The following is a 26,753-nucleotide window of genomic DNA, read 5'->3' on the forward strand; positions in this document are numbered from 1 at the left end:
AAATGCATTGATTATGAAACCAGTTAAATATATTTTATTCACTTTTTCGGTTGCAGGAATGTTGTTTGCTACGGCATGTCACGACCTGCTTGATGAGCCTGCCGAAAACCGGGCTTTCACCGAAGAGACAGATTATACCATATCTGAAAATATGGTGTTGCCGCTTATCGGGGCTTATGCAGATTTCTACCAAAGGGGCTGGGAGGATATTCCGTTGCTTGCTGTGCGTGGAGATGATGTGAATCACGGAGGCGAAGGCGATCAGCAGGATTATGCCAACACAGATTATTTCAATTACAATCAGAATTTTTGGATGTTCAATTCGGTGTGGCAAAATATGTACAAGGATATCTTTACTGCTCACTCGGCCATGGAACAGATTGAACTTTATATTGCCAATGGGGCCTCTGCTTCGCGTGGTGATCAGTATATCGCAGAAGCGAAAGTACTTCGTGCATGGTTGATGCTTCAACTGTCCAGAATGTGGGGAGATGTCTTTATTACAGAAAGTTCTGATCCGGCTCAGCTGTACACATTGGCACCCTCTCCCAAAACTGAGGTGATGCAACATATTTCGGATCAGATGGATGAGGCTGTTCCCAATTTACCTGACATGCGTCCCAATGAGCGGACTGATATCCCGGGAGGTGTGACCCGTTATACAGCCCTGGCGATTAAAGCTATGGCTCACCTAGAGATGGAGAACTACCAAGGTGTAGCTGATGCTACCGGATCCATTATCTCTTCCGGGCTTTTCACTTTGGAACCGGACTTTTACAACCTCTTTAAAATCCCCGGAAAGCTGAATGATGAAAACCTGCTTGAATTGCAATACTCCGATTTCGGACAGGGCTCCGGAGATAATATCAGTCACTTGTTTGGTTTTTACGGTCCTCAAAACTGGACCCCTGCAGTCGATGGAGCAGGAGGTGGATGGGGATTCTTCGAACCCAGTCTGAAATGGATTAAGTTTATGCTGGACAGAGGGGAACAACTTCGACTGGAGACCAGTGTGCTTTTCACCAACCGGGGAATTGCCGAAATACAGGAAGACCCGGAGTACGCTGATCTTCCCGAATGGATTTCAAATACCACTCCTTCGGGCGATGTTATCAACGACTTTCCTCGTGGTCTGTTTTCCAGCGGTAAGCAATATCTGCCTTCCAATCAGCTTACAGAAGGTCGCACAGCCTATGGAACCAATAAAAATTATATCATTACCCGTTATGCAGAGATTTTGTTGATGCATGCTGAGGCGCTCACCAGAGGGGCCACCAGCTCAGTGATGACGGCCGATGAGGCAGTGAACGAGGTGCGTGATCGTGCCGGTTTGTCCCCACTTAGTGGTGTGACCACTCAGCAGGTGATGGATGAGAAATTTGCCGAACTGGCCATGGAACTGGGAATTCGTTACTACGATATGATCCGCATCGATAACTACAATGCATTGAGTTACGACGGGCGTCAGTTTACAGCCGACAAAGAATATCTGCCTTATCCTCAGGCCCAGGTTGATCTGCTGCCTGTTTTGGGAGAAGACGCAGAATAATTGTTTTTCAAATTATAAAAAGACAATCTCATGAAGGTTTTAAAGAATATATTGGTTTTTTCAATGCTGCTTCTTTTTGCTGCATCTTGTGAAGAGGGCATTGATTCCATTTCACGCGTTGAACCCGGAGCCGATGAAACAGCTCCGCAGATTACCCTTAATTATCCCAAAGAGGGCACCCGTATTCAGGTTACTGAAGCGGAAACCACCATTGTTATTGATTTTGAGGTCACCGATGATATCGAAATCGGCACGATAAAAGTTGTTCTTGATGGGACTGAAATCGGCACTTTCAATGATTTTATTGATTACCGCAGGTTTCTCCATGAGCTGACTTATGAAGGGTTAGGAAATGGTGAACATACACTTAAAATTACCGCGACAGATATAGACGGTAAGAGTACAGACCTGTCGGTAACCTTTGAAAAGGTACCTCCTTATGAACCCAAATTTGATGGGGAAATTTTCTATATGCCATTTAATGGTGATCTGATGGAGCTCATATCTCAGGAGATGGGCACCAAAGTTGGAGATCCCGGGTTTGTTGATGACGGAATATCCCTCAAAGCTTATCAGGGCGCTGAAAATTCTTATGTTTCTTATCCTGTTGATATTTTGAATACGGGTGCTTTCACTGCTGCTTTCTGGTACAAAGTGAATCCAGTGCCGGGCAATGCCGGTGTGATTTCCATCAGTCCTGAAGGAGAAGACCGCACTAAAGGTTTGCGCTTATTCCGTGAAGGAGATGCTGCCTCTCAACGGTTTAAGCTGAATGTGGGAACCGGAAGTGGTGAAGTCTGGAACGACGGAGATGTGATTGATGCCTCATCAGATCAGTGGGTGCACATCGCATTTACGATTTCCGAAGCTTCCACCATTATCTATTTCAACGGAGAACCGGTGAATTCTACCGATGGTGGTATTATCGACTGGACAGGGTGTGAAGGTATTTCCATTGCCTCAGGTGCACCTAATTTTAGTTACTGGGGGCATAATTCAGATGAAAGTTTGTATGATGAGTTGCGTATTTTCAACAGGGCCCTGTCTCAGGAAGAACTACATGCTGTAATGGCTGATGAGGGAGAAGTACCTCCCTATGAGCCGCAATACGAGAATGAAATATTTTATATGCCGTTTGATGGTACTTATGAGGAGAAAATCAGTGAAACGATGGCTGCTGAAGTTGGCACACCTGGGTTTGCCGGTGAGAGTGTAGAAGGGATCAATGCTTATGCAGGAGCGGCTGATTCTTACCTGACTTATCCTACTGAAGGGTTGACCTCCGGTGAATTCAGTGCTGCATTTTGGTACAAGTCAAACACCGAGGCTGCACGTGCCGGAATACTTGTGGCTGGTCCTGAAGATACCGACAACCCGGATGCACAGAATGTTCGCACCTCAGGGTTCCGTTTCTTCCGTGAAGGAAATGAAACAGAGCAGCGGTTTAAGTTGAACATCGGTACCGGAGATGGGGAAGTCTGGAATGACGGAGGTACGATTGATCCCACTCTAAACGAATGGGTACACCTTGCCTTTACGATATCCGATACTCAGACAATAATTTATATTAATGGAGTAGAGGCTATGGCCGTTGATTCCAGCCCTATCGACTGGACCGGTTGCGACATCATGTCCATTATGTCGGGAGCACCACGTTTTTCAGGTTGGGATCATCTCTCGGATTTGAGCTATATGGATGAGCTCTACCTCTTTGATAAGGCGCTCTCCGCAGAAGAGGTGGAGTCTTTGATGAATGATGCTTTGTAGATTACACAACCGATAAAACCTCTGTTGGCCCGCCGGAAGTTTCCGGTGGGCCATCATGTACTTTTGGGAAAAAGTAATACCGGATGGTCCTTAGTTTATTTGATATGCGTTACTTTCTGCTGCTTTTGTTATCAGGACTCATGTTCTTTCCGTCCTGCAAAGATGATGAACCGGAGTCTGAAGATAAACCGGAAAATCTTACAGTGACCTATGTGCGGGTAGGAGAACAGATTCTCTCTTCTTCAGGAGACAATCAGGATGTTTTAACTGATGAGCCTGTTGAAATAAGATTTAGTCACTCTGTGGATCCCGTTGAGGCAGAGAAGAATATTGAATTGTCAGGTGCTGCCGGTCAAATGGTTGACTTGACTTTTTCTTCGGTAAATGAAGATAAACTCTTTAGCATCAGTCACCCTGTTTTGGATGAGAATAGTAGTTACACGCTCAGTGTTTCCGGTTCTCTCAAAGGGGTAAATAATGAATCTTTTGAGGAACAGGTTTACAATTTTACCACATTTACCACTCCTTTGATTTTGGAAACTATCAAAATCAATGATGAGGAAATTAATCCTGCACAAAGAATTAAAGACGTTAATCGTAATCTGAAAGTCGATTTTTATTTTAATGGGGCCATTTCATCTGATGATCTTTCCGGATATACTTCGTTAAGAAATAATGGTTTTCCGGTGGAATATTCTTTAAGTCAGATTGATGACCATATCATTGCTCTTTCTCCGGATCAAACGCTGAATGATTACCAAAAATTTCGGTTGACTGTCTCTTCAGATATTGAAAACCGCATTGGCCGACCTTTCGAAGGCCTGGATCTGGAGTTTTATACCCAATTGGATTCTACACCTAAATTCCCTCAGATTCCTGATGAAGAACTACTGACCAAAATTCAGCAGCAAACATTCCGGTACTTCTGGGATTTTGCACATCCCGTTAGCGGGATGGCCAGGGAGCGGGATACTTCCGCTGAAATTGTAACAACAGGAGGCTCGGGCTTCGGTGTTATGGCGCTGATTGTCGGTATGGAACGCGGTTTTATTTCCCGTGAACAGGGTGTTGTCCGGCTGCACAAAATTATTGATTTTCTGGCATCTGCTGACCGGTTTCATGGCGCCTGGCCTCACTGGCTGAACGGCACTACAGGAGAAGTGCAACCCTTCAGTACTTATGATAATGGGGGCGATCTGGTGGAGACTTCTTTCATGGCTGCCGGACTTCTGGCTGCCCGTCAGTATCTGAATGCAACCGATCCGGATGAGAATACTCTGATCACCAAAATAAATCAGTTGGTGGAGACCATTGAATGGGACTGGTACACCCGGGATGGACAAAATGTACTTTACTGGCACTGGTCGCCAAATCACGGTTGGGAAATGGATATGAAAATCCAGGGATACAATGAAGGTCTGATCACTTACGTTATGGCAGCTTCATCTGATACTCACCCGGTTTCTGCTGATGTCTATCATGAGGGGTGGGCCCGTAACGGTGGCATCGTCAACGGGAAGGAGTTTTACGGGATTAATCTTCCTGTGGGATATGATTACGGAGGGCCATTGTTTTTTGCCCATTACTCATTTTTGGGGATTGATCCGCGGAACCTTTCCGATCAGTATGCCAACTATTGGGAGCAAAACCGCAATCATACGCTCATCAACCGGGCTCACTGTATCAGTAATCCAAATAACTATGTTGGCTATAGTGAGGAGTGCTGGGGGCTTACCGCCAGCGACAATCATAAAGGGTATTCCGCTCATTCACCAACCAACGACCTGGGCGTGATAACTCCGACGGCTGCCATTTCGTCCATTCCGTTTACACCTGACGAGTCGATGGCTGCCATCCGGTTCTTTTATTACCGGTTGGGAGACCGCCTCTGGGGTGAATATGGATTTTATGATGCGTTCAATGTTACGGAAGAGTGGACTGCAAACTCCTACCTGGCCATTGACCAGGGGCCAATCATTGTGATGATAGAGAACTACCGTACCGGACTGATATGGGATTTGCTGATGTCATCTCCCGAAGTTCAGACTGGGTTGTCGAAATTAGGTTTTAATTATTAATCTTATGAGAACTACCGCTATATATTTTTTGAAGCTGGCAGTCGTTTTTTCTTTTACGCTGCTTGCTGCCTGTAACTCCGGGAGGCAAAACAACGAAAAATATTCCACTGGCAATGTCAGTGAAATCTCAGATGATTCACTGCTTACACTTGTGCAGTACCGGACATTCCAATATTTCTGGGAGGGTGCCGAGCCTAACTCAGGGTTGGCAAGGGAACGACTGCATATGGATGACATTTATCCTCAGGATGACAAGCATATTGTAACCACAGGAGGCAGTGGTTTTGGTTTGATGGCCATTCTGGTGGGCGTAGAACGGGGATTTATCACTCGTGAAGAAGCTTTTCAACGCTTTCAAAAGATTGTAGATTTTCTGGAAAAAGCCGATCGTTTTCATGGTGCCTGGCCACATTGGTTGAATGGTGAAACGGGGAAAGTAAAGCCTTTTTCTCAATATGATGATGGTGGCGACCTTGTGGAAACAGCTTTCCTGGTTCAGGGATTACTGGCAGTGAAACAATATTTTGTTGATGGCAATGAGGAAGAGCAACAATTGGCACAAAAGATTGATCAGTTGTGGCGAGAGGTTGAGTGGGACTGGTACACCAAAGGAGGTGAAGATATTTTATACTGGCACTGGTCGCCCAAACATGAATGGAAAATGGATTTTGGTGTCACGGGTTACAACGAATGTATGGTGATGTATATTCTTGCAGCTTCATCGCCAACCCATCCCATCGATCCTGAAGTTTACCATAAGGGATGGGCTATGAACGGCGATATTTCAGGTGAATACACCACTTTTGGTCACACCCTGCCTTTGAAGCAGCACGTAGATCCCCGAAAGGGAGGCCCCCTGTTTTGGGCTCATTATTCCTGGCTGGGTCTCGATCCAAGAGGGTTGTCAGATCAGTATGCCAATTATTGGGATAATAATGTGGCACATACGCTGATCAATCGACAACATTGTATCAACAATCCAAATAATTATGCCGGTTATGGGGAAGATGCCTGGGGGCTTACTTCCAGTTACAGTGTTCCGGGAGCAGCTGCCTTTGTCCGGGGACAATCTGATGAGAAGCCTGAAAGCGGTAATTCGCAACAGACGAGTTATGCAGGTCATAGACCTTCTTTCGATCTGGGAGTTATAGCGCCCACCGCTGCTTTGTCTTCCATGCCTTATGCTCCGGAGAAAGTATTACCGGCCATACGTCATTATTACGAAGACCTGGGGGATAAAATCTGGGGGGGTTATGGGTTTTACGATGCCTTTAGCGAGGAATATGAATGGTATCCCAAACGTTATCTTGCCATTGATCAGGGGCCCATTCCGGTAATGATTGAGAACCATCGTACCGGATTGCTCTGGGAGCTTTTTATGCAGGAGGAGGATGTGCTCAATGGGCTAAAAAAACTTGAATTCTCAAGTCCGCACATAAGAAAGTAAAACTGAAATAATTGTTTTTGTTATGAAGAAATCGAAAATATTGATAGTTGTATTTGGGTTTGTGGTGACTCTGGGCGCCTGTAGTGAGGTTGGAATTGCCGGAAAAACGCCAGACTGGAAAAGTTACAGTGGGGATCCCGTTATTGAGAGAAAAGTGGATTCGGTATTGAATCTGATGACCCTGGAAGAGAAAATCGGACAGATGAATCAGTATTCCGGAAATTTTGCCACTACCGGTGAGGTTGCAGATACTAAATCGGGTGAATACCTGAAGAAAGGAATGATTGGAAGTACCTTTAATGTCTTTGGAGCCGACCATCTGCGAATGTTGCAGGAGCAAAACCTGAAGCACTCAAGGTTGAAAATCCCCATGCTTTTTGCTGCTGATGTGATACACGGGTTGGAGACAACTTTTCCCATCCCTTTGGCTGAGGCCTGTTCCTGGGATTTGGAGTTGATGGAGAAAAGTGCGCGAATTGCTGCCGAAGAGGCCACAGCCTCAGGTGTTGCCTGGAATTTTGCTCCCATGATTGATATCGGTCGCGATCCGCGCTGGGGACGTGTGATGGAAGGTGCCGGCGAAGATGTGTATCTGGGAACTCAAGTGGCCCGTGCCCGGGTGAGAGGCTTTCAGGGAATTGAAGATTACACCGATCTGTCCAAACCCAACACAATGATGGCCTGTGCCAAACACTTTGTAGGCTATGGCGCTGCTCAGGCCGGAAGAGATTATCACTCCGTGGACATGTCGGATCGCATGCTGCATGAAACTTACCTTCCTCCTTTTAAAGCTGCTGTTGAAGAGGGAGTGGCCTCATTTATGACTGCCTTTAACACTTTAAACGGCGTTCCCTGCACGGGCAATAAGTATCTTTTTAAAGAGATATTGCGGGATCGGTGGAATTTTGGAGGAATGGTGGTCACCGACTACACAGCCATTATGGAGATGGTGGCACATGCTTTTGCCAAAGATTTGAAACATGCTGCCGATCTGGCCATTGATGCCGGTATAGATATGGATATGATCAGCGAAGCTTTTGTGACTCATCTGAAAGAACTGGTTGAGGAAGGCGACGTTTCGGAAGAACAGATTGATGTGGCGGTTTCGCGTATCCTGGAGATGAAATTTCTGTTGGGACTTTTTGATGATCCTTTCAGATACTTTGATGCTGAACGTCAGCAGAAAGTTGTGATGAACCCTGAGCATCTGAAAATTGCCAGAGAAGCAGCTCAGCGATCGATTGTGTTGCTGAAAAATGAAGGTAATGTGTTGCCATTGACCAAAAACGAATCCAAAAGGGTGGCACTTATCGGGCCGTTTGTGAAAGAACGCGAAAGTCTTAATGGTGAATGGGCCATTAAAGGGGATCGCAATAAGTCTGTAACACTCCTGGAGGGGCTGGAGGCGAAATATGATGGCTCCCGGGTGAAATTCACTTATGCGCAGGGAACCACCTTGCCATTGATTGATCGCAGCACTCAGAAAGTTTCCGTGAGGGAGGTACCCGACCGAAGTGGTTTTGGCGAAGCGGTGAATGTTGCCCGCAACAGCGATGTGATACTGGTGGCGATGGGCGAGGATTACCACTGGTCAGGCGAGGCTGCCAGTCGCACAGATATTACTCTGCCCGGAAATCAGCGTGAACTGCTCAAAGAGTTGAAAAAAACAGGCAAACCAATCGTTCTGGTGTTATTTAACGGCCGCCCTTTGGATCTCTCCTGGGAAGAGGAGAATGTGGATGCCATTGTGGAAGCCTGGTATCCAGGAATGATGTCGGGACATGCCGTTTCCGATGTTTTATCGGGTGATTACAATCCGTCTGCCAAACTGGTAATGACCTTTCCGCGTAATGTGGGGCAGATTCCTGTTTTTTATAATATGAAAAATACCGGACGGCCTTTTGATGCTGAGCACCCAGCCGATTACCGTTCTTCCTATATTGACAGTCCCAATTCACCGCTCTATCCTTTTGGATATGGCTTGAGCTACACTACTTTTAAGTATGCCAATGCTAAAATAAGTTCTGACAAGTTGCAGGTGGGTGGTAGTCTAACAGCTTCAGTGGAGGTTACCAATACAGGTGATGTGAGTGGAGAAGAAGTGGTGCAACTGTACCTTCGTGACAGAGTGGGGTCGGTGGTTCGACCGGTAAAAGAACTCAAAGGTTTTAAGAAAATTCACCTCAAGGCAGGAGAGACCAAGATGGTTGAATTTTCCATCGATGAAGAGATGCTGAAGATGTACAACATTGACATGGAGTGGGTGGCCGAACCCGGTGAATTTGATCTCTGGATCGCGACAAGTTCTGCCGATGAAGCCAATCACCTGGAGTTTTCATTGGTGGAGTGAAGTTGTTGATTGGGCTTTTTATAAATGAGTTGCCCAAATTAAAGAGTATAGGCTGAAGGCCTAAAAGCAACAGCCTGGGCAACGCCCCAGGGAAAATGTAATAAATATCCCCCCCTCTCATAAATGGCCGCGTCGCGGCTATTTATGAGAGGGGGGATACCTCAAACCCCTGGGCTATTGCTCTCATGCTTTCAGTCTGTTTATGCATTACTTATATTGTGTGTCAGCAATTTAGGTGGCTTTGTGGAGATAGGCTGTTTTCCTAAAAACCTCTATTATGAATCGAATAAAATACCTCCTGGCTGTTGTCGTTTTGTCCATATGCGCGACATCCAGGGCGCAGGAAATAATTCCCAATACCTATTGCAATCCGTTGGATATCGATTATACCTACATGGTGTACAATTCGGCCAGGAATATTTCCTATCGTTCAGGAGCCGATCCTGCGGTGGTTGAATTCCGGGATGAGTATTATATGTTTGTAACGCGCTCTTTCGGTTACTGGCATTCTACCGATCTGGTAAACTGGGAGTTCATTGAGCCCGAAAAGTGGTTTTTTGAAGGATCTAATGCCCCGACGGCCTTTAATTACAAAGATTCGGTAATCTACTTTGCCGGCGATCCTGCCGGGTATGGGAGCATTCTCTATACCGTTAATCCCAAAAGCGGAAAGTGGAAACCTACGGCATCTATCACCAATAATATTCAGGATTCGGAGTTGTTTATCGACGATGATGGGAAGACCTATCTTTATTGGGGTTCCTCCAATGTGCATCCCATTCGGGTGAAAATGCTAAACAAAGATGACCGTTTTCTGGAGACCGGCGTACAAAAAGACCTGATCAACCTAGATGAGGAGAAGCATGGCTGGGAACGGTTTGGAGAGAACAATTTTCATCCAACCCTGAAAGTGGGGTATATGGAGGGAGCCTCCATGACCAAGCATAATGGGAAATACTACCTTCAGTATGCTGCTCCCGGAACTCAGTTTAATGTTTACGGGGATGGTGCCTATGTGGGAGATTCCCCGTTAGGACCGTTTGAGTATATGAAGAACAACCCCATGAGTTTCAAGCCCGGCGGGTTTACCAATGGGGCCGGACATGGAATTACCATGCAGCAAACCAACGGACAGTACTGGCATTTTGCCACTATGGCGCTGGCATCCAACTCACACTGGGAGCGCCGGCTTTGTTTGTTTCCCACCTATTTTGATGAGGAGGGATTGATGTATTCCAATACTCATTATGGTGATTATCCGCGCTTTGCTCCTGATCATCCTGCCAAAGCCGGACAGCATAACGGTTGGATGTTGTTGTCGTACAGAGGGAAAGCAACTGTTTCTTCATCTCAGTTACAAATCAGAAAAAGCACTTCTACCGATGACGAGTACGACATCACGGAGATGCCCCTGGAAAAAGATGCAGAAGGAAGAATATTATCGAAAGTTCTGACAGATGAAAGTCCCAAATCATTTTGGGTAGCTGAAGCCAATGATGCTAATCAGTGGGTCGAGATAGAGATGCACTCACCGGGGAAGGTATATGCTTTACAGTTGAATTATCACGATCACAACACCGGTATTTATACCCGGGTGGATGGTTTGCGTCACCGTTTTACAATAGAGATTTCTGAAGATGGTGAAAAGTGGGAAACAGTGGTGGACAGAAGCGATAGTTACAAGGATGCTCCCAATGCTTATATTGTACTTGATCAACCCGTTCGGGCAAAATATATCCGTTACAACAATGTGAAAGTACCGGGAAACAACCTGGGATTGTCTGAGGTCAGAGTTTTTGGAAAAGGCTATGGAGAGAAACCGTCAGAAGTAAAAGGATTTGAGGTGAACCGTCAGGAAGATCGCCGGGATGTGGCCTTTTCATGGAAACCGGTAAAAGCGGCACAGGGGTACAACATCCGATGGGGGATTGCACCGGATAAACTTTACCAGTCCTGGTTGATATATGATGTTAATGAGCATTTTATGCGCAATCTCGATCGCGATACAAAATATTATTTCACCATAGAAGCTTTTAATGAAAACGGAATTTCTGAGAAATCAGAAATTGTTGAAGTCAGGTAGTGTTGTTGCCATATTGGTCAAAGGCTTAAAGTTGGAGGAGGCTGGTCAAAAGGTGATAAGTTGACTTTGGCTCTTTATATTTCCTGTAGTATTAGAACTGAAAACTTAAGATACTATGAATTCCGGTAATTACGTAAAAGCAGCAACGGCATTGACCTTTGCAGCAACGCTCAGTCTGATGAGTTCCTGTAAAGAAGAACAACCCAAACCCGAAAGGCCAAACATTGTCTTTATTATGAGCGATGATCATGCTTATCAGGCCATCAGCGCGTACAGTGATAAGTTGATCAGGACACCTAATATTGACCGGCTTTACCGGGAGGGCATGCTTTTTACCAATGCATCGGTGACCAATTCAATATGTGCTCCATCACGGGCAACCATTCTGACAGGTAAGCATTCTCATATTCATGGGAAAATAGATAATATTTTTCCTTTTGATACCACCAATGTAACGTTTCCACAGATTCTGCATGATCAAGGTTATCAAACTGCTATGTTTGGCAAGCTTCATTTTGGAAATAACCCTAAAGGTTTTGATGAGTTTAAAATTCTTCCCGGGCAGGGAGATTATTACAATCCGCAATTTATTACCAACAAGGGAGATACCACTATTCAGGGGTATGTAACTGATATTATTACTGATCTGACGCTTGATTGGCTGGGGAATCGCCGCAGAGAGGAAGATCCGTTTATGTTGTTTTATCTGCACAAAGCTCCGCATCGTGAGTGGCTGCCTGCTCCGCGACATTACAAAGAGTTTACAAAACGCTCTTTTCCAGAACCGGAAACCCTTTTCGATGATTACAATGGGAGAGGAACTGCGGCTAAGGAAGCAGAGATGAATCTGTTGAAACACATGACCATTTCCGCGGATAATAAAATTTATCCTGAGGTGGCCAAAGAGCTTGGGATCGAAGAGATGAGTGAGTGGGGATTTAATGTGTTCAAAAGTAAGTACGACCGTTTTACTGAAAAGCAGCGGGAGGAGTGGGATGCCGTTTATGGTCCAATCAATGAGAAATTCAGGAAGTTATACCCCAATATGAATGATTCGGCATTTATGCGATGGAAATATCAGCGTTATATGCAGGATTACCTGGGATGTATTGCTTCGGTGGATGAGAATGTGGGACGGGTACTTGACTATCTGGATGAAAATGGGCTTAGTGAAAATACCATAGTTGTTTATACCTCAGATCAGGGTTTTTATTTGGGTGAACATGGGTGGTTCGACAAACGGTTTATTTACGATGAATCATTTAAAACTCCGCTCCTGATCAGGTGGCCCGAGAAGATAGACCCCGGGTCTGTAACCGATGAGATGGTTCAGAATCTTGATTTTGCACAGACCTTTTTGGAGGCTGCGGGAATAGAACCCCCGGAAGACATGCAGGGAGAAAGTCTGATGCCTTTACTGGAAGGAAGAGATGGAGAATGGGTCCGGGATGCCGTCTATTATCACTATTATGAATATCCGGGCTTCCATATGGTAAAGCGGCATTACGGAATCGTCAATAAGGACTATAAACTTGCGCATTTTTATTATGACATCGATGAGTGGGAACTCTACGACCGCAGAAAAGATCCACTGGAATTGAATAACCTCTATGATGACCCCAATTATCAGGAGGTTGTCAAGGAGCTGAAAAGGGAACTTCAGGAACTAAGAAGAAAATACAAGGATTCGAAAGAGCTGGACCGGCATTTTATTCAAAAATATAAAGAGCGGGGCTTGATTGAATAAACTTTTTAATTCCATTTTATAGTCAGTCAGGATTCTGAGGTGATGTAACAATTTTGGGTTAACATCCTATTTGTCAATCACTGGTTAGTTACAAAAGAAGCCGTTTTTCAAAAAGGGGAAACGGCTTCTTTTGTTTGTGACAGGTTATCTACATAACCATAGGTATTCTCTGAAGCTGAACGTAAAATCCATATCCATCCATGTCAGGGTTATAATTCGTAATTTTAAGAATCATTTTTTTATCATTAATGTACCAGACATCCATTACTTCAAAATAATCATAATTTTCCTGAATGTTTTCAAAGTCCTCTTCTTCTGTTCCAAACATGAGATAAAACTTGTTTTTGGGGCCCGGAGCAAACCTCCAGAAACCACTGAAGCCTCTATCCATGATTTGTTCATCCCCTTCCTCCCATGATCCTCTTTGTTCAATGCTCGTTCCATCTGGGTTGAGATGAAGAATTCGATCTCTTACATCGCCTAACAAATTTTCCGGTCTGTTTGTCGGGTCAAAATCTTCAATGGATGCAGGGAGATTGTCCGTAGTGATGCACATAAATCTCCAGGAGCCTGTGAGTAAATTTCTGATATCGTTTGGAGAATCCGGTTTCATACGGTTTTCCCCTTCGATCATGGGTTTTACCGATTCATCATATTCAAGATCAACGAATTTGAAATTTGACGCCCCATTGTTGCCTTTGGTGATCATTTTTAGGTTGTCCGTCAGGAAGTTGTGACCATTTAGGGCAAGGTTGTAAAAACCTCCGATCTCCTCACTTGCAGTGGTCTTAATCTCTTCTGCTTCTTCAAAATTTCCAAGGATAGCGAGGATCTGGATGACATTTTGATACAGCCCTTTGGTGACTGATTCGTTTATTCTGGCGTTTTTATCGGAAAGATCCTTTTCGTCCAGTGCAGCCATCCATTTGTTCAGTGCTTTTTCAAATTCTGGCTTTGCCTTCTCATATTCCTTGTTGTTATGCAGCTCAATGGCTCTTTTTGCATCTTCTACTGCAGAGTTAATGTCATCGTGGTTATCACTTTTTTTGATATAAAACAGTTTTATGTCAAACTTGGGCACATAATTGGGCGAAAAAAGGTAAGATAGTTCTCTGGCCTGATGTAACTGAACTGAAAGTTCTGATCTTAAGGTTCCATTGACAGGCTCTCCTGATTCGGCTTCAAAAACGCTATATACGCGGTGAAAAATGATGTTTCCATCTTTGTCCTTTACCGTGGTGGTGTAAGGTTGCGTATAGAAAGATTTGTCATACCGCTGACCTGCATCGATACTGGTTGGGTCTTCGAGCCACCAGTTGGAAAGTTTTGCAGCAGGATAAACATTGTTTAGGACAATTAAGTCCGGGCTGCTGTTTGTTCTTTCAAGCCCACCGAGGTTTAGGTGAAAAGCGTTTGATCCAAAAGTCTTGGGTTGTGTCTTAAGTTTTACCAAAGGTGTGGTTTCGAATTGAATTTCAACTTTTTCTTTTCTGACTTTTTGAGGTGTAGCAGCCATTAAAAATGCAGTTAGAAGCAGCAAAGAGGTAATAAGTCTTCTCATTGGTTTAGATTTTAATTATTGAGGTTTGATGAATTTGGCAGGCAGTAGTTTATGCATGTTCAATTGGTAAATAGTTGTTGTGATCGTACTGTAATTTAATATGTGTTTATCTTAAAGGATATTATCAGGAAGTATTTGGTTATTTTTCCTTTCGGGAAATAACCGAGAAAGGCATATGAACACCAAATCTCAGGCCGTTTTCCCAAAGATGTTGATCTTCCCCCATAAATGAAAGTAGTGCATGCATTCTGGCGTAATGGGTTATTGTGAGCATCCATCCTGAGTTCATCTCATACTGGATTCCGTATCCCAGTTCAACTCCAAGGCCTGCCTGACTGTCGATGCGCGCATCAGGGCCGGTATAAACATCTACGATTCCTCCTCCTTCTAAAAAGAGAAATTTCAGGAAGCGTGCTTTTAAAGTTACGGGAATAGTGATTAATGAGAAGTTGGAGTGGGTGATAGTCTTTTCAATTTCCGGACTATAGGGAGCCGATTCTGTCCTGATTTTTTGGTGCGAGTACTCCAGGCCGGTTTTAAATTTAAGCCAGTTTTTTGACAAGTTCTGCTGGTATGACAGGCCAATGGAAAAGAATCCCTCTCCGTAGGTGGAGCCTGCACCATCCAAAGCATTAGAGGTTGAAACATCATTGTCTCCAACCGCTGTGAAGGTAATTCCTAGTTTTTTGTTGGACGGATTCTGCTGTTGCGCAAACCCTGAGAACGTTAGCAAACTTAGGCTGAGGATTAGAATTAAAGGTCTCATAATTATTGGTTTGGGTTTTTATTGTGAGCCGTAATCTTTGATTGTAAAGATAGGTTTTTTTTGAAAAAGGGTTTCTAACCAGGTTAGATGACTTTGTCGAACTTCGTTTCATGAATTTTTATATGGTGAGGTTTCAATACCATTCAAAATAATGTCATTGAGAGTGTAGAGGTTCAATTTCAAATTTTACCTGGCATCAATGATTATTTATCAATCGTGTTCTAAATAAATAGTTTGAATGCACTTGCTGGCTTGATAGGGACTGACCTTGGCAGATAAGCCTAAAAATATTGCGATTAGTGAGAACAGTAGCCAAGCTTGCTTGGATAATGTCGAACGCAGCAATATTCATGAAATAAGTTTTTTGATTACTTTTTTGTATCAAGACAAAAAAGTAATTCAGGGTTTAAGGGATGAAATCCCTTTTGAAAAAATATTTAGGGTACTATTGATTATTTATCAATTAATCAGGTAAAACAACTTCAAAATGTTTATATTTGTTAAAGTGTTTAATTTACACTTTATTTGATTTTGAAAAATAAATTAATCTTATGAAGAAAAGATTCTCCTTTTTGTTCCTGATTATCCTGGTATTTGGCATGTCTGCATCAGCTCAGGATCATACCTTTTCCCGTATTTCGGTAGATGGTAAGAATTTTGTTAATGAACAAAATGAAGTCGTTGTTTTTGAAGGCTTGAATATTGCGGACCCCGACCGCCTGGTGAAGGAGGGGCAGTGGAAGGCCGATATTTTTAATGAGGTGGCTGCCTGGGGGGCAAATATTGTTCGTTTGCCGGTACATCCTGCTGCCTGGCGGGAAAGAGGACAGGAAGAATACCTCAAATTACTTGATCAGGGAGTCGAATGGGCTAAAGAAGCCGGATTGTACGTAATTATTGATTGGCACTCGATTGGGAATTTGCGCACCGGACTTTTCCAGAATGAAATGTATGATACTTCTATTCGGGAGACTTATCGTTTCTGGTACACCATCAGTCGCAGGTATAAAGATGAACCGGCTGTTGCCCTTTATGAAATATTTAATGAACCAACCACGTATAATGGTGAACTGGGAACATTAACCTGGGAGCAGTGGAGCGATATTTTGTTGGATATCATTGCTGTTGTTCGTGCCAATAATCCTGAGGCAGTGCCTTTGGTGGCCGGATTTAACTGGGCCTATGATCTGACTCCCGTTATGAACGACCCATTGCCTGTGGCAGGAATTGCCTATGTGAGTCATCCCTATCCTCAAAAACGGGAACAGCCCTGGGTTCCGCAGTGGGAGAGAGATTTCGGCTTTGTGGCAGACAACTATCCGGTGATTGCCACCGAGGTGGGGTATATGTATCCGGATCAGAAAGGCGCACACATTCCATGTCTGGGAGATGAAACCTACGGAGAGACCCTTACCGGATATTTTGATGAAAAAGGAATTTCCTATGTTGCCTGGGTTTTTGATCCTGGCTGGTCGCCACAATTGATTAAAGACTGGGACTTTACCCCTACACGGGCGGGTGAGTTCTTTAAGAGCGCAATGTCAGAGGATTAATAATATCTCTATTGTCTTTTTATAGATTCATTTGAAGCTGTCTTTTACCGTTCTATCAATGGGAAAAGACAGCTTTTTTATCGATTGGATCTTTTCTTTTTGAAATTTGTTACCTGTTGTAATTGAGTTGATTCCCTATTTGTAAAATTCTGATTCCCGCGGTTTATACGGGTTCTGCATAACGAATGAGAGTTTTGTAATAGAATGATTTTTCCTAACTTTGTTATCCTTTTGCCCATACCCGTTTGCACAAGTTATGTCTTTCTTAAATTGCTGGTTATTACAGTGTTTCTGTGATGAGGCGTTGGGGTTTATGCTCCGAAAGTTTTGTCATGCCTGTTTTATGCAATATTATGATATTACGGTTGCTAAGTAATTCGCAGTGCGCACGAGTTCAGATTTCTTATTACGGTAAAAGTTTTAACATTTGGTCATGGCCCAAAAAAGTAATTTTAAGAACAATAACAATCGGAGAACTCCGATTCAGGCTGATACTGAAATGGGCAGAATTCCCCCACAAGCAGTAGAAGTTGAAGAGGCAATTTTGGGTGCTTTGTTGTTGGAAAAGGATGCTTTCCTTATTGTTTCCGAACTTCTAAAGCCTGAGTGTTTTTATCGTGAAGCCCATCAGCATATTTTTCAGGCCATTTCCAATCTTTTCTTTCATGAGCAACCGGTTGATATCCTCACTGTTACTGAAGAGTTGAAGAAACTTGGAAAACTGGAAGAGGTGGGAGGTGCTTTTTTTGTGTCCCAACTAACCAGTCGCGTAGCTTCTGCTGCCCATATTGAGTATCATGCCCGAATTATCTGGCAGAAATATTTGCAGCGTGAGATGATCCATATTTCCAGTGATCTTCAAACCCGGTCATACGATGAATCTCTGGATGTGAACGACCTTCTGGATGAGGCTGAAAACAGCTTCTTCCTTTTGTCACAGGGCACCATGAAAAAGGATGTGACCCAGATTGATCCGGTTATTCAGGAATCCATAGAAAGGATTAAAGAGGCGGGGAAAAGGACTGACGGTTTAAGTGGTGTGCCTTCAGGCTTTACCGGACTGGACCGAATGACTTCCGGCTGGCAGGCATCTGACCTGGTTATTATTGCTGCTCGTCCGGCAATGGGAAAAACAGCTTTTGTACTTTCCATGGCCCGTAATATGGCCATTACTCATAAACAACCTGTAGCATTGTTTTCCCTTGAGATGGCAAACGTGCAGCTTGTGAATCGTTTGATTGTGTCGGAAACTGAGATTCCGGGTGAGAAAATTAAAAACGGAAACCTGTCTCCTCAGGAATGGGAGCAGTTGGATTCAAAAATTCATTCGCTGATGGGGGCCCCCATTTTTGTTGATGACACACCGGGATTGTCAGTTTTTGAGTTAAGAGCTAAATGTCGTCGTTTGAAAAAGCAGCACGACATCAAAATCATCATCATTGACTACCTTCAGTTGATGAGTGCTGCCGGAATGAACCCCGGTAGTCGTGAGCAGGAGGTGAGTATGATTTCCCGATCTCTTAAAGGGTTGGCCAAAGAATTGGATGTTCCCATCATTGCACTTTCCCAGCTGAACCGTGGGGTGGAGAATCGTACAGGTCTGGAAGGGAAACGTCCCCAGTTGGCCGATTTGCGTGAGTCGGGAGCGATTGAGCAGGATGCCGATATGGTGTGTTTTATTCACCGCCCTGAGTATTATGGACTGTTTGAAGATGCAGAAGGTTATTCTCTTGAGGGCATGGGCGAGGTGATTATTGCTAAGCACAGGAACGGTGCTACCGGTGATGTGCGTCTGCGCTTCCGTAAAGAGCTGGCTCGTTTCGAAGATCCGGATCTTCAGGGATTGCCAATGGCGGGTGACGGTTTTGATCCCGGAAACGGAGGTTCGGAGCCGATGACTTTAAAGTCTAAGATGAATGAGGATGAAGGTGTTCCGTCAGGAGGTTTTGCTCCCGGACAAGGAGGAGGTTTTGATGCACCACCGGCCGGATTTGACAAGGATGCACCGTTTTAATAAATCTTGCTGAATTCCGGTGGTATGCAGCGAGATGGCTCTCAACCCTTATCTTTCACCTCTTAGCTCTCATCTCTCACCTCTGCGCCCTTAAAGCCATTCCATCAACTCTTTCAGAGATGAAATTTCTTTTGAAATTGTCTCTTCGTGTGGAGTTTTCTCCGGATTAAAATAGACCTGATCGATCCCGAACTCCCGGGCTCCTTTAATATCGTTTTCCAAGCTGTCACCAATTACCAGACTCTCCTTTTTCCTGGCGTTGGCACTTTTTACTGCGTATTCAAAAAAAGCACGGTGGGGCTTGCTGACTCCGATATCTTCGGAAATGAAGATGCGTTCAAAAAAACGGGTCAAGCCACTTTTCTCCATTTTGGTGTGTTGGGCTTCCCTGAAACCGTTGGTGATGATGTAGAGGTGGTATTTTTTATGTTTTAGGTAATCAAGAACCTCCATTGCATGGGGAATTACCCCTGTTTGGAGTGAGTTTCCGGAAACAAAGTCATTGGCAAAGGCTTCGGCAACGGCAATGTCATCAAATCCAGCCTGAGAAAATGTTTGGTGGAAACGCCCCACTTTTACCTCCCGTTTGGGGATGCGACCATGTTGGTATTCATGCCAGAGACTTGTGTTGATGGGCATGTATTTGGCAAAGAAATCATCGAAGCTGTTGAAAAAACGATTCAGTTGATAGGTGTCGAAAAGTTTTTTCAGGGTTGTTATTTGATTGTTGTGGAAATCCCATAGGGTATGGTCGAGATCGAAAAATAGATGTTTGTACGGCATATCATATCTTAGCCTGATTAATTCATGAATTTTTGTGATGAGATGGTCAAACAGCAAGAAATATGGACAACCGCAGATGAAATTGATGAAGGAAATAGTGAACTATTTTCAAATCAATTTTATCGAGGACGTTCATATTTCGCAGTTGGTTGATCATCGTAATAAATTATTTATGAATTATTCAGGTTAGGTTAAAAATCCGGATCCCCGCAGAGTTTTACTGAGAGATCCGGATTTTGTATCTTATTGAGTTTCCTCTGCCGAGGGTTTATTTGGCTTGAACAACCAGATACCTTGAGATACTCCAAAAAGCATCCTTATCTTCTATTTTCAGAATCATATTGCCATTTTTATCCGTACTGAGGGAAAATGAATTTTCCGGATGCGAGGTGAGAACCTCAATATTGGGTTGAAACAATTCCAGGCTGTCTGTTACCCGGATGTCAATCTCAGCAAAGTATTCTTTTTCAAAATTCTCTTTCAGAAGTTCTGTTTTGCCAAAGAAAAGAAATCCTTCGCGGTTGATGATGTTTTTTTCTTTTAATTCAGTTTTTGTCCCGATGGCATAGTATGCAGTGTGCATATCATCACGGGTTGACTCCAGCTCTTTTTGTGTCTCTTCGTTTGCCGATTTAATGGAGTCAAGTGCGATCTCCATATCTGTAAGGGCGTAAAACATATCATCGATTTCTGCATTTTTCTTTTTGAGCAGATCGTTGAGTTGTTTGATCTCCACATTCTTTTGGCGCAGCTCATCATTCAGATTCGCCACCAACTTGTTCAAACGGCCTGTTTCAATACCTGACTGCTTCAGCTGTTGCTCAAGCGACTCGATGCGTTCTTTATTTTGAACCATCAAATCATAGATGAGCCTTATGTCTTCATTGATTTGGTCGGCCGACTCACCGGAAGTTTCTCCCTGACGAGCTTTTAAGGCAATGATTTGTTCTTTTTCTTTAATAACACGGAGGGTTGCTTCAATGTCGCCAATCGTATTTATCATTTGATTCATCTGGCTGTCTTTCTGAGCGGTAGCTCTGGCGAGAGAATCGTTTTGCTGTTTGAGTTCGGTGCGGCTTGGACCACTTTGACATTGCCAAAGGAGAGGCAGGACAAAAAATATAATTAATAGCTTTTTCATTTTACTAAGGTTTATGTTTTAAAATCTTTCCTGATTACCTGTATAGTACGTAGTTCAGGAGATATTTATTGTATTTATGACACAAAAATACCAATCAAAGTTATTAATCTTTTTGTCCGTTGACAATTAAAACAATTTCTCCTTTGGGTGGATGATCGGAAAAGTGAGCAACGAGTTCCTGTAATGAGCCTCTTACCGTTTCTTCATGGATTTTGCTGATCTCTCTGCAAACAGCGGCCTGTCGGGCGTCTCCGAAAAATTCGGAAAATTGACCGAGGGTTTTTAGCAACCGGTGGGGGGATTCATAAAAAACCATCGTTCTTTTTTCGTTCTGAAGAAATTCCAGCCTGGTTTTTCGTCCCTTTTTTACCGGTAGAAAACCTTCGAAGCAGAATTTATCATTGGGAAGTCCTGCTGTTACCAGAGCCGGGACAAAGGCGGTTGGTCCCGGGAGGCATTCCACGGAAATACCTGCTTCGATGCAATTTCGGACAACCAGATATCCCGGGTCTGAGATGGCCGGGGTTCCGGCATCTGATATCAGGGCGGCAGTTTCTCCATTGGCGAGACGGGAAATGACCTTCTCTACTGATGCATGCTCGTTGAATTTATGGTGGGCATACATTTTTGTGGTTATTTCCAGGTGCTTTAGGAGCTTTCCTGAAGTTCGGGTGTCTTCGGCGAGGATAAAATCCACCTCTTTGAGAATTCTGACAGCCCGGAAAGTGATGTCTTCCAGGTTACCTATGGGCGTGGGAATCACATATAGTTTACTCATGATAAAACTAAAGATAACGGCGTTCCACCAGTTCCATAAAACTCAGCACGGCTTCGTTTTCCGGATCCCAGTTGAAATTGGCAAGCAGGAAATTTTGAGCCTCATTAATTCCGTGCATGTCATTGAGTTGCTCCAGGGTTTGATTCATTACATCTGCGCTGCCTCCGAACAACTCTCTTTGAAAAAAGAACCGGTCGTTGATGCCCATTGCTTTTTTAAGGTCAGAAATGGGAGGAGCACTAAATGATCGTTGAGATGATGTGCTTTTCTGATGTTTTCCTATTTGCTCGTTGAAAGAAGATTTTTCGGATACCAGTTTCTCTCCCAGTACCTGGTTTTCCTTTTTCTTCTCCTGATCAGGTTTTTTTTCAGGTTCAGGGGAGGGAACGGGAATATCTTCTTTCGATACTGCCTTCTCGTCAGGAACATTAGTCACGGTCGGCTCCTGTTCAGTTTCTTTTTCCTGAGTTGTTTCATCCTGAGAAGGAACTGATTTATCCTCAGGAGTTTCATGTTCAGGAAAATCTTTTAGCTCGGTTTCTTTAGGTTTTGTGGCTTCTAGGTTGTTTTTTTCTTCTTTTTCCTGATCAATTACCGGGGAGTTCTCTTTATGGTCTTGAATTGCAGGTGTTTTTTTGCTTTCGGTGGCTTGTGTTTCGCTAACCGGAAGCGAAATTTCTTCCAGCATTTCAATTTCATCCAGAATGCTGTTTATCCTGTTTCTGGAAAGCTTGAAGTAAGCCTTTGACAGCTGTTTGTCACCTTTGGCATTTTCTGCCATTATCTCCACTTCCTTTAGATCGTGGATAATTATTTCTAGAAGAGCATCTTTTTCCATAATAGCTTGAGGCCCATTTTTGTTACATTTGCAAATGTAGTGAATGCAGTGCGAAAATAAATTATTCTTTAAATGTTTCTTGAAAATAAGGTTGATAAGTCTGAAAAACGAGGATGGATTGAAGTTATTGCCGGATCCATGTTTTCCGGAAAAACAGAAGAGTTGCTTCGACGTCTTCGGCGTGCCGGAATTGCCCGTCAGCGGGTGGAGATTTTTAAACCTCTGGTAGATAACCGATACAGCGAAGATGCGGTGGTGTCTCATGATTCCAACAGTATTCGTTCCACTCCTGTAGAGAGTTCCGGTAATATTTTGCTTCTGAGCAGCAATGTGGATGTAATTGGAATTGATGAAGCGCAGTTTTTTGACAACAACCTTTTGAGTGTCTGTAACCAGCTTGCAGGCCAGGGCGTGCGGGTCATTGTTGCCGGTTTGGATATGGATTTTAAAGGGATCCCCTTTGGTCCCATGCCTGCATTGATGGCATCAGCCGAGTATGTCACCAAGGTACATGCCATTTGTATGCGTTGTGGCGATCTGGCACAGTATTCATTACGAAAATCACAGAGTGACAAGCTGGTTGAACTTGGGGCATCTGACAACTATGAGGCAGTTTGTCGTGCCTGTTATCACAAATTTTACAAAAAATGATTACCTATTCTCCCGAGCAAATAGCAGAAGCCTGTGAAGGGCATTTGGTGAAAAACAATGATTCGGTGGTGGCGCGTTTGTTGATTGATAGTCGCTCCGTTTATGATGCTGCCGAGAGCTTGTTTATAGCGCTATCAGGAAATAAGCACGACGGACATCAGTTTTTGCATCAGTTGGTAAGGAAAGGGGTGCGCAATTTTGTGGTCAGGAAGGGGCGTATTCCGGCTGATGTTGCTGAAGAAGCCAATTGGATTGAAGTAAATAATCCGGTGCGGGCCCTTCAGCAAATTGGTGCGTGGCACAGATCCCGTTTTCAGATCCCTGTACTGGGAATTACCGGGAGTAACGGGAAAACCATAGTGAAAGAATGGATTACTCAGATGATGGGCAGCGATGTTTTCATTGCCCGCTCACCTCGTAGCTATAACAGTCAGATTGGAGTGCCTTTCTCGGTCTGGCACCTGAATGAAACGTCGGAATTGGGCATCTTTGAGGCCGGGATTTCCATGCCGGGAGAGATGCGGCTGTTGCAGGAGATTATCCGGCCAACTATAGGACTTTTTACCACTTTGGGACAGGCACATCAGGAGAATTTTTCCTCGTTGGAGGAGAAGCTCGAAGAAAAAATGGTGCTTTTTAAGGAGGTGGATACCATTTTATACGATTGTGATCAGGCGCTTGTGGATGAGAGGATGGGAACCATGTTTCCCGAGAAGGAATTGCTGACATGGGGCCGCGCAGAAAAAGCAACGCTTCAATTGCTGAGCGAGGATGAGGTTAATGATTGCAAGCATTTAATGCTTCGGTGGGGCGTGGACACCTTCGAGGTGGTCATTCCTTATACCGATCAGGTGAGTGTGGAAAATACGCTCCCGGTAGTTTTGTTCATGCTTTATCAGGGATATTCTCCCGAACAGATTATTGAGAAAATTGGCGGATTGGTTCCTGTGGCAATGCGTATGGAACAGAAGGTTGGGATTAATAACAACCTGGTCATTAATGACACCTACAATGCTGATTTTACCTCACTTGAGGTAGCTCTTGATTTCCTTGTTCAGCAAAGCCGTAAAAAGGGGGTGAAGCGTACAGTAATACTTTCAGATCTATTGCAAACCGGTATTCCTGACTATGATTTGTATCCGCTGGTGGCCACTCTGATAAATGAGAAGCAAATAGATCGATTGGTGGGCGTAGGTCCGGCCATGGTCCGTTATGCATCACACTTTCATTTGCCTTCATCATTTTATGAAACCACGGAAGAGATGCTTGAAGCTCTTTCTACTTTTCATTTCAGAGGAGAGGCCATTTTGGTGAAAGGATCCAGGAAATACAGTTTCGAGAGAATTGTATCGCGTCTTGAGTTACAGCGACATGCTACTGTGATGGAAATAAACCTGGACGCTATGGTGCATAACCTCAATCGTTACCGACGGTCGCTGGGGCCTGACACCAGGCTTCTGGCCATGGTAAAGGCTTTTTCTTACGGAAGCGGATCTTATGAAATCGCTGCAGCACTGCAATACCAGAACGTGGATTATCTGGGTGTCGCTTTTGCAGATGAGGGAGTAGAACTTCGGCGCGCAGGTATTGCAACTCCGATAATTGTGATGAATCCTGAAGAGAAGAGTTTCCTGCAAATGCTTGATTACAATCTGGAGCCTGAAATCTATGGGTTTAATGTGCTGGAGGCTTTTGATGCAGTGGCACGTGCCGAGGCATCCGCGGTGATACCCGTTCACATTAAAGTGGATACCGGAATGAACCGAATGGGCTTTCTGGAACATGAGATTGACGAATTGGCTGACCGTCTCAGACGTATGCCTTCGTTGCGTGTCAAATCCGTTTTTTCGCATCTGGCAGGCAGTGATGACCAGGCGCACGATGCTTTTACTTTTCAGCAGATCAAAAAATTTAAGACCATCTGCGACCGTTTAAAAAAAGAGTTGGATACTGAATTTATGATGCATATTCTGAACAGTGCGGGGATTGAACGTTTCCCGGAAGCACGATTCGATATGGCGCGACTGGGAATCGGACTCTATGGTTTTGGACCCGGTAAAATTGAAGATCTGCGCAATGTGGTCACCCTGAAATCATACATTTCTCACATAAAACCGGTTCCGGGATTTGAAACCATTGGATATGGCCGTGTGGGAATGGTAAAGAGAGACAGCCGGATTGGTGTGGTTCCGGTGGGGTATGCCGATGGGTTGAACCGTCACTTAAGCAACGGGGTGGGCAAGATGATGGTAAACGGCCGTTTGGCACCCATAGTCGGGAATATCTGTATGGATATGTGTATGATTGACCTGACTGACATCCAGGCCGAAGAGGGGGATGAAGTCATTGTTTTCGGAGATGACTATCCATTGACAAATCTGGCCCGTCAACTGGAAACCATTCCTTATGAGATTCTGACAAGTATCTCCCGGCGGGTTACAAGGGTCTATTACAAGGAATAGTCAGCTTCTTCGGTATAGTGCAGCTTCCGGTTTGCTACTGGCTACTTTTATCTAACTTGACTTGTAAGTTGCCTTATATCGAAATATGATTACATTCAGTTAGATTTTTGCTTTAAAGGCACAACTTTCTTTAGAATGTTGAAAGATGGCTTTTGTGTCAATATTTTTTCTTCTGCCTCTTAAACTTCTGCCTGTCGGGTCACTAACTACTGACTACTAACTACTAACTACTGACTACTGACTACTGACTACTGACTACTGACTACTGACTACTGACAAATTTGCCTCACCCTAGCCTCGAGATCCGTTCCAGTTTTTGCTCATCGAGAATTTTTATGATGCGCCCGTCAACAGTGAGTACTTTCTCTTTGACAAATGCGGTAAGTGTGCGTATGGCATTGGATGCTGTCATATTGGAAAAGTTGGCCAGATCCTCCCTGGAAAGGTAAATGCCGAGCGTGATACCATCTTCTTCGTAACCATAGATATCTCGCAATACCAAAATGCTCTCGGCCAGTCTTCCCCGGATGTGCTTTTGGGTAAGAGATACGGTTCGGAAGCGTGCAAAGCCCAATTCGGTGGCGAATGATTTGATGATGTTCATGCAGAGTGCATTGTTGGATCTCATCAGTTCCATAATCACATCTTTGGCCACATGGAAAATCACACAGGGTTCAAAAACCACCGCTGAAGCAATGTGGGCTTCATCTGCAAAAAGGGCACGATAACCGATAAACCCGGGGCCGCTGGCCATGCGCACAATTTGCTCACGACCGGTCATCCCTTCTTTATATATTTTCACCTTTCCGGAACCAATGCATGACAGTCCTGTTGGTTTTTCCCCTTCCTGATAGATGATCTGATTTTTTCTGTATCGGATGGTGGTGTGATTAGCCATCAGATACTCTTTCTCCTCAGGGGTTAATACATCATATAGTTGAGGAATGTCTTTAATGGTTGGTTCCTGTAATGTGCCCTTTTTGTTACCCATTTCTTATTTCTCTGCTTAACTTTTTTGTTGTCACGATTCATCCGGATACGGTGTTTGTTGGGAAGTCCGGAAAACCAAATCCGCATAAATGAATCGCTTTACGCTTAAATTGCGATTTGGTTTTTTCTGAATAATGATGTGAAATCATGTTGTATAACATGCAAAATTAAGAAAAAAAGTGCATTAAGTGCATT

General features: G+C 44.0%; 18 protein-coding genes. 11 read left to right on the forward strand and 7 right to left on the reverse strand.

Annotation, left to right across the window (positions count from 1 at the left end):
- Positions 1-13 precede the first annotated feature (13 nt).
- From BY457_RS13175 to BY457_RS13205, 7 genes are all read left to right on the forward strand, one after another.
- Positions 14-1,549 carry a RagB/SusD family nutrient uptake outer membrane protein gene (locus BY457_RS13175; protein ID WP_106153795.1) on the forward strand — a complete coding sequence of 512 codons (1,536 nt, stop codon included), beginning with the start codon at positions 14-16 and terminating at the stop codon, positions 1,547-1,549.
- A 30-nt stretch (positions 1,550-1,579) separates the two neighbouring features.
- Entirely contained in the window at positions 1,580-3,316 is a 1,737-nt protein-coding gene (locus BY457_RS13180) for a LamG-like jellyroll fold domain-containing protein (RefSeq protein ID WP_106153796.1), read from the forward strand.
- An 83-nt stretch (positions 3,317-3,399) separates the two neighbouring features.
- Positions 3,400-5,394 (forward strand): glucoamylase family protein, encoded by a 1,995-nt coding sequence (locus tag BY457_RS13185; RefSeq protein ID WP_258176733.1) that lies wholly within the window; start codon positions 3,400-3,402, stop codon positions 5,392-5,394.
- A 4-nt stretch (positions 5,395-5,398) separates the two neighbouring features.
- A complete protein-coding gene (locus BY457_RS13190) occupies positions 5,399-6,841 on the forward strand; it encodes a glucoamylase family protein (protein ID WP_106153797.1) in 1,443 nt (480 codons plus the stop codon).
- 22 nt (positions 6,842-6,863) lie between these two features.
- Entirely contained in the window at positions 6,864-9,191 is a 2,328-nt protein-coding gene (gene bglX, locus BY457_RS13195) for a beta-glucosidase BglX (RefSeq protein ID WP_106153798.1), read from the forward strand.
- Positions 9,192-9,468: 277 nt separating this feature from the next.
- Positions 9,469-11,274: a family 43 glycosylhydrolase gene (locus BY457_RS13200; RefSeq protein ID WP_106153799.1), complete on the forward strand. Its 1,806-nt coding sequence runs from the start codon at positions 9,469-9,471 to the stop codon at positions 11,272-11,274.
- Positions 11,275-11,389: 115 nt separating this feature from the next.
- Positions 11,390-13,021 carry a sulfatase family protein gene (locus BY457_RS13205; protein ID WP_106153800.1) on the forward strand — a complete coding sequence of 544 codons (1,632 nt, stop codon included), beginning with the start codon at positions 11,390-11,392 and terminating at the stop codon, positions 13,019-13,021.
- Positions 13,022-13,169: 148 nt separating this feature from the next.
- Here the strand turns inward: BY457_RS13205 and BY457_RS13210 are convergent, their stop codons facing one another.
- Positions 13,170-14,582, reverse strand: coding sequence for a hypothetical protein (locus tag BY457_RS13210; RefSeq protein WP_106153801.1), 1,413 nt, complete (start codon positions 14,580-14,582; stop codon positions 13,170-13,172).
- A gap of 139 nt (positions 14,583-14,721) precedes the next feature.
- The gene (locus tag BY457_RS13215; protein WP_106153802.1) at positions 14,722-15,348 is read right to left on the reverse strand and encodes an outer membrane beta-barrel protein; all 627 of its coding nucleotides are present in this window, start codon (positions 15,346-15,348) and stop codon (positions 14,722-14,724) included.
- 551 nt (positions 15,349-15,899) lie between these two features.
- Here BY457_RS13215 and BY457_RS13220 point away from each other — a divergent pair.
- Positions 15,900-16,901 carry a glycoside hydrolase family 5 protein gene (locus BY457_RS13220; RefSeq protein ID WP_106153803.1) on the forward strand — a complete coding sequence of 334 codons (1,002 nt, stop codon included), beginning with the start codon at positions 15,900-15,902 and terminating at the stop codon, positions 16,899-16,901.
- A 433-nt stretch (positions 16,902-17,334) separates the two neighbouring features.
- Positions 17,335-18,915: a replicative DNA helicase gene (gene dnaB, locus BY457_RS13225; RefSeq protein ID WP_106153804.1), complete on the forward strand. Its 1,581-nt coding sequence runs from the start codon at positions 17,335-17,337 to the stop codon at positions 18,913-18,915.
- Positions 18,916-19,005: 90 nt separating this feature from the next.
- On the opposite strand, the gene BY457_RS13230 is transcribed toward dnaB, so the two are convergent.
- From BY457_RS13230 to BY457_RS13245, 4 genes are all read right to left on the reverse strand, one after another.
- Positions 19,006-19,698 (reverse strand): YjjG family noncanonical pyrimidine nucleotidase, encoded by a 693-nt coding sequence (locus BY457_RS13230; protein WP_106153805.1) that lies wholly within the window; start codon positions 19,696-19,698, stop codon positions 19,006-19,008.
- 268 nt (positions 19,699-19,966) lie between these two features.
- Entirely contained in the window at positions 19,967-20,839 is an 873-nt protein-coding gene (locus BY457_RS13235) for a Cbp1 family collagen-binding glycoprotein adhesin (protein ID WP_106153806.1), read from the reverse strand.
- A 103-nt stretch (positions 20,840-20,942) separates the two neighbouring features.
- Positions 20,943-21,617 carry a 16S rRNA (cytidine(1402)-2'-O)-methyltransferase gene (rsmI, locus tag BY457_RS13240; protein ID WP_106153807.1) on the reverse strand — a complete coding sequence of 225 codons (675 nt, stop codon included), beginning with the start codon at positions 21,615-21,617 and terminating at the stop codon, positions 20,943-20,945.
- 7 nt (positions 21,618-21,624) lie between these two features.
- A complete protein-coding gene (locus tag BY457_RS13245) occupies positions 21,625-22,455 on the reverse strand; it encodes a hypothetical protein (protein ID WP_106153808.1) in 831 nt (276 codons plus the stop codon).
- A gap of 72 nt (positions 22,456-22,527) precedes the next feature.
- Here BY457_RS13245 and BY457_RS13250 point away from each other — a divergent pair, with 72 nt between their 5' ends.
- Both BY457_RS13250 and BY457_RS13255 read left to right on the forward strand, forming a co-directional pair.
- A complete protein-coding gene (locus tag BY457_RS13250) occupies positions 22,528-23,106 on the forward strand; it encodes a thymidine kinase (RefSeq protein ID WP_106153809.1) in 579 nt (192 codons plus the stop codon).
- Positions 23,103-25,568: a bifunctional UDP-N-acetylmuramoyl-tripeptide:D-alanyl-D-alanine ligase/alanine racemase gene (locus BY457_RS13255; protein ID WP_106153810.1), complete on the forward strand. Its 2,466-nt coding sequence runs from the start codon at positions 23,103-23,105 to the stop codon at positions 25,566-25,568. Before BY457_RS13250 ends, BY457_RS13255 begins: the two co-directional genes overlap by 4 nt.
- Positions 25,569-25,854: 286 nt before the next feature.
- On the opposite strand, the gene BY457_RS13260 is transcribed toward BY457_RS13255, so the two are convergent.
- Positions 25,855-26,559 carry a Crp/Fnr family transcriptional regulator gene (locus tag BY457_RS13260; protein WP_106153811.1) on the reverse strand — a complete coding sequence of 235 codons (705 nt, stop codon included), beginning with the start codon at positions 26,557-26,559 and terminating at the stop codon, positions 25,855-25,857.
- Between the last annotated feature and the right edge of the window lie 194 nt (positions 26,560-26,753).

Source organism: Marinilabilia salmonicolor (genome assembly GCF_003003035.1).
GTDB classification, from domain to species: domain Bacteria; phylum Bacteroidota; class Bacteroidia; order Bacteroidales; family Marinilabiliaceae; genus Marinilabilia; species Marinilabilia salmonicolor_A.

Coding starts and splice junctions, on each gene's coding strand:
- BY457_RS13255 (WP_106153810.1), top strand. CDS start 23,103: ATGATTACCTATTCTCCCGAGCAAATAGCAGAAGCCTGTGAAGGGCAT.
- BY457_RS13180 (WP_106153796.1), top strand. CDS start 1,580: ATGAAGGTTTTAAAGAATATATTGGTTTTTTCAATGCTGCTTCTTTTT.
- BY457_RS13200 (WP_106153799.1), top strand. CDS start 9,469: ATGAATCGAATAAAATACCTCCTGGCTGTTGTCGTTTTGTCCATATGC.
- BY457_RS13205 (WP_106153800.1), top strand. CDS start 11,390: ATGAATTCCGGTAATTACGTAAAAGCAGCAACGGCATTGACCTTTGCA.
- BY457_RS13260 (WP_106153811.1), bottom strand. CDS start 26,559: ATGGGTAACAAAAAGGGCACATTACAGGAACCAACCATTAAAGACATT.
- rsmI (WP_106153807.1), bottom strand. CDS start 21,617: ATGAGTAAACTATATGTGATTCCCACGCCCATAGGTAACCTGGAAGAC.
- BY457_RS13230 (WP_106153805.1), bottom strand. CDS start 19,698: ATGCCGTACAAACATCTATTTTTCGATCTCGACCATACCCTATGGGAT.
- BY457_RS13245 (WP_106153808.1), bottom strand. CDS start 22,455: ATGGAAAAAGATGCTCTTCTAGAAATAATTATCCACGATCTAAAGGAA.
- BY457_RS13185 (WP_258176733.1), top strand. CDS start 3,400: ATGGTCCTTAGTTTATTTGATATGCGTTACTTTCTGCTGCTTTTGTTA.
- BY457_RS13235 (WP_106153806.1), bottom strand. CDS start 20,839: ATGAAAAAGCTATTAATTATATTTTTTGTCCTGCCTCTCCTTTGGCAA.
- dnaB (WP_106153804.1), top strand. CDS start 17,335: ATGGCCCAAAAAAGTAATTTTAAGAACAATAACAATCGGAGAACTCCG.
- bglX (WP_106153798.1), top strand. CDS start 6,864: ATGAAGAAATCGAAAATATTGATAGTTGTATTTGGGTTTGTGGTGACT.
- BY457_RS13215 (WP_106153802.1), bottom strand. CDS start 15,348: ATGAGACCTTTAATTCTAATCCTCAGCCTAAGTTTGCTAACGTTCTCA.
- BY457_RS13250 (WP_106153809.1), top strand. CDS start 22,528: ATGTTTCTTGAAAATAAGGTTGATAAGTCTGAAAAACGAGGATGGATT.
- BY457_RS13220 (WP_106153803.1), top strand. CDS start 15,900: ATGAAGAAAAGATTCTCCTTTTTGTTCCTGATTATCCTGGTATTTGGC.
- BY457_RS13190 (WP_106153797.1), top strand. CDS start 5,399: ATGAGAACTACCGCTATATATTTTTTGAAGCTGGCAGTCGTTTTTTCT.
- BY457_RS13175 (WP_106153795.1), top strand. CDS start 14: ATGAAACCAGTTAAATATATTTTATTCACTTTTTCGGTTGCAGGAATG.
- BY457_RS13210 (WP_106153801.1), bottom strand. CDS start 14,582: ATGAGAAGACTTATTACCTCTTTGCTGCTTCTAACTGCATTTTTAATG.